This is a genomic window from Crocosphaera watsonii WH 8501 (assembly GCF_000167195.1).
Classification (GTDB): domain Bacteria; phylum Cyanobacteriota; class Cyanobacteriia; order Cyanobacteriales; family Microcystaceae; genus Crocosphaera; species Crocosphaera watsonii.
Window position 1 is genome coordinate 1 of the sequence record NZ_AADV02000288.1, and the last position, 3,002, is coordinate 3,002.

Below are 3,002 nucleotides of genomic sequence, written 5' to 3' on the forward strand. Positions count from 1 at the left end.
AAGCATATTAACCTTGCAAATAACATTTAACGATTTGTTAAAATAACCTCAGCCTTACATTATAGATGTACTGGTTCACAAATTTTTTTTGGCAAAATCCTGCCTAAAATGAATAATTAAGTTATCGCTTCAAACAGGACCGAAGTCCTTTGGATTGGGGTGGCCAGATCAAAGGAGTTCCTTCACGCCAACGGCCTTGTCCATCATAGAACCCTGATGACCATTTTAAGATAGGGATACCCCAACTAAGCATCCTTAGATGAGTCCTTGGTAGTAACCAATAATGCTCCGCAGTATAATCTCCATTGGGATAAACAGAGCCTAACATGGGAAAAGCTCCTATCTCTCGCACCATTTCTATCAATTCTTGTAAACCAGTTTCAAATTTACGCTGTCTTGCTGCTCTTTCGTGGGGGGGACAATGAGCTAGTCCCTCGTTACCCAGAGAGAGGGCAATAATAACTATGTCTGGTTTTTCTGGGGTGACTACTTCAGAAAAGCGATCGATAGTGGTAGTCACATTACTCCCCGATAAGGAGACATTTACCAGTTGATGACCGTATTTTTCGTATAACTCTTCTTGAAGATAACCAGTCCAACCCTTCATCAACCAAGCGTTATGTCCTAAGGCCACAGAACTGCCAATGACAACGATTTTCAAGCCATTCTTTGCCTTATAGAGCAGGGCAATGTTGTGAATTAGCTCTTTTAGGCAGTTTTGAAAGCCTTGGGAACTCTTTTCTTGAGGTGATGATGTTATAAAAATATCATCTTCTCTTGTTTTGGAGCCTATGCCAATTTTATGAATTAGATTTTTTAAGGGCTTAGCAAAATTCTGAGTTCTATTAGCTTGGTCCCAGTAAGCATAAGGCCAGGGTTGTAGATAACCAAAAGCTCCATCATCTACAGTGAGGGTGTCAGAACCTGGATCGGGTCGACAAGGTAGCCAACGGTTGGGACCAACAGTTTCCCATTCTACCCCGCCATCACTATAAAAACGCACATACTTATATTCGATCCTCTGCTGATTGGATGAGTTTAAAAAGGGAGTCAAGTCTATGTCTGTTTCTACCCACCAAACAGGGTATTGATCTTCATTGGTTTGTAGATGGAGACATTTGCTTACATCCCATTCCCCCAACTCAGGAGTCGAACCAACTAGCCCAATAGACTCCCCCATTTGCGTGTGTGCAATTATCTGAAATCGATACATAGACTTTACCGCTATTTAAAAGCAACAACTTTCACCCAGAGCTTTCTACATTTCTACCATGAACGTTGACAAAAAAATAGGGTAATATCTTTCTCCATCAAATTTATGTAGGTTAAACTCAATCTAAAATAATTGGCTCTAAAGTTTAGCCTTTTCAAACCAATGGTTTTTATGAGTTAAAAATAAGCTTACTTCTTAGAACGGTGATTAGCCAAACTTTTAGAAGCAAATAAACCACCTCCGAATAACATTAAACTCAACAAAGTAGTTGGTTCGGGGGTTTTTGGTGGTGTTGGCAGTGTTCCATCAAATTGTACTTCAGCAAAACCAGTTGCCACTGGATTTCCATAATTACTATTGACAATAAACTGAACAAAAGAAGCTGTAACAGGAGTAAAACTAAACTGTTCAGGAACCTCAGGCTCAGGATTATCTGTTGGTTGAAATACTGTTGGAGCTCCTGGAATGGTTGTAAAATTAATACCATCGGTGGAACTTTGTACGGTTACACCCTGAATTCCAATCGTACTAGCATTATTGTAATTCCAGAAACTAAACCCAGCTAAGTCATAGGTATCGTTAAGGTCAAATGTAATGTTTCCTGTTGCCTGATTCCCAGCCCAGATATTAGGAGGTGTTGAGGTAAAAGCTGCATGAATTCCTGTTAAAGCAGGAGTATTTCCAGGTAAACCAACGCCATTAACTGTGGCATCAAGGTCAAATTGACTAGGATCAAAATTACCCATATCAGTAGAAACAGTTACTCCCGTAATTAGGGCCGCTTTGGCTTGAGGGGCGAAAACACCGATTCCGAGGCTAATAGCTGTGATGATCAAACTAGGTTTAACATTCATTGGCTGTTGCTCTTAAATTATCAACAAATTAATATCTAGAAGTTATCGCAAATACAATAAGGAGTCAAGTGTAATATTACGTATTATGGTTAGGACTTTCTGGAGATTAGGAGTACCTCGGAATGATAATTTAGGCATTTTTCAATAATGGATAATGGATAATTACCTTGAAATTACAACCAGAAATCTGTGCTGCTTAATTTTTTTATATTTTCTTCATAAATAGTCTCTCAAATAGTGTTATTTTTGTGGAAAGTATCGTTTTTATTTCTCAGGCTGAAGAATACAGTTATGCTTGGAGTTAGTGCCTATCAACTAACAGAAAAGATGCTATCGTAATCATCCCTAATATTTCTAACTTGAAAGACCTTATTTAAAATAATGAACCGCAAAGTCAAACATAGACTGCTCTCTCTATTATTGGGAATCGTAATCTTTACTATTCCTCTGTAAAAAGCAACATATTCTCAAGTCTTGTCTCTTGAGAATATGTTTCCCCTACTGTCAACAATTTCCCTCACCAAAAAGCAACAAATACAATTAGAACAATTAAGTCAGGAAACTGTTTTGAAAATTAAAAATGTTCTGACACCGCCGCAACAAACTCAATTTTTTCAGGGGATTGAAGCAGGAAAAGACTACAGGGAATCCTTAGGACCAATTAATATGTCTGAAGTCCAAAAGGAACAGTTCCGTAATATTGTTGGGTCAGTTAAAACTCAAGTTTATCGCACTTTGACACTTCAGCAAAAACTTGAAATTCAACGTCGTCTTTCATCTCAAGGTAACTAATTTAAAGATAATGATCTTTTTCTATCCCAAAAATACACAAACTGTAACTATTGATAGAATTGTTAACGCAATCATAATCTTTTTTCATTTCATCAATTTATTAGATTTAAGTACCAAAAAAGACGCGATCGCTCGCGCCTTTT

General features: G+C 37.7%; 3 protein-coding genes. 1 reads left to right on the plus strand and 2 read right to left on the minus strand.

Annotated elements, in window-relative coordinates; genetic code table 11:
- Window positions 1-121: 121 nt before the first annotated feature.
- Complete coding sequence (locus CWATDRAFT_RS30885) at window positions 122-1,213, minus strand: carbohydrate-binding module family 20 domain-containing protein (protein WP_007308629.1); 1,092 nt, start codon at window positions 1,211-1,213, stop codon at window positions 122-124.
- 188 nt (window positions 1,214-1,401) lie between these two features.
- Window positions 1,402-2,067: a discoidin domain-containing protein gene (locus CWATDRAFT_RS30890; protein ID WP_007308628.1), complete on the minus strand. Its 666-nt coding sequence runs from the start codon at window positions 2,065-2,067 to the stop codon at window positions 1,402-1,404.
- A 489-nt stretch (window positions 2,068-2,556) separates the two neighbouring features.
- Between CWATDRAFT_RS30890 and CWATDRAFT_RS30895 the strand changes: the two genes are divergently transcribed.
- Complete coding sequence (locus CWATDRAFT_RS30895; protein ID WP_007308627.1) at window positions 2,557-2,859, plus strand: hypothetical protein; 303 nt, start codon at window positions 2,557-2,559, stop codon at window positions 2,857-2,859.
- Window positions 2,860-3,002 lie beyond the last annotated feature (143 nt).

Coding starts and splice junctions, on each gene's coding strand:
- CWATDRAFT_RS30885 (WP_007308629.1), bottom strand. CDS start 1,213: ATGTATCGATTTCAGATAATTGCACACACGCAAATGGGGGAGTCTATT.
- CWATDRAFT_RS30890 (WP_007308628.1), bottom strand. CDS start 2,067: ATGAATGTTAAACCTAGTTTGATCATCACAGCTATTAGCCTCGGAATC.
- CWATDRAFT_RS30895 (WP_007308627.1), top strand. CDS start 2,557: ATGTTTCCCCTACTGTCAACAATTTCCCTCACCAAAAAGCAACAAATA.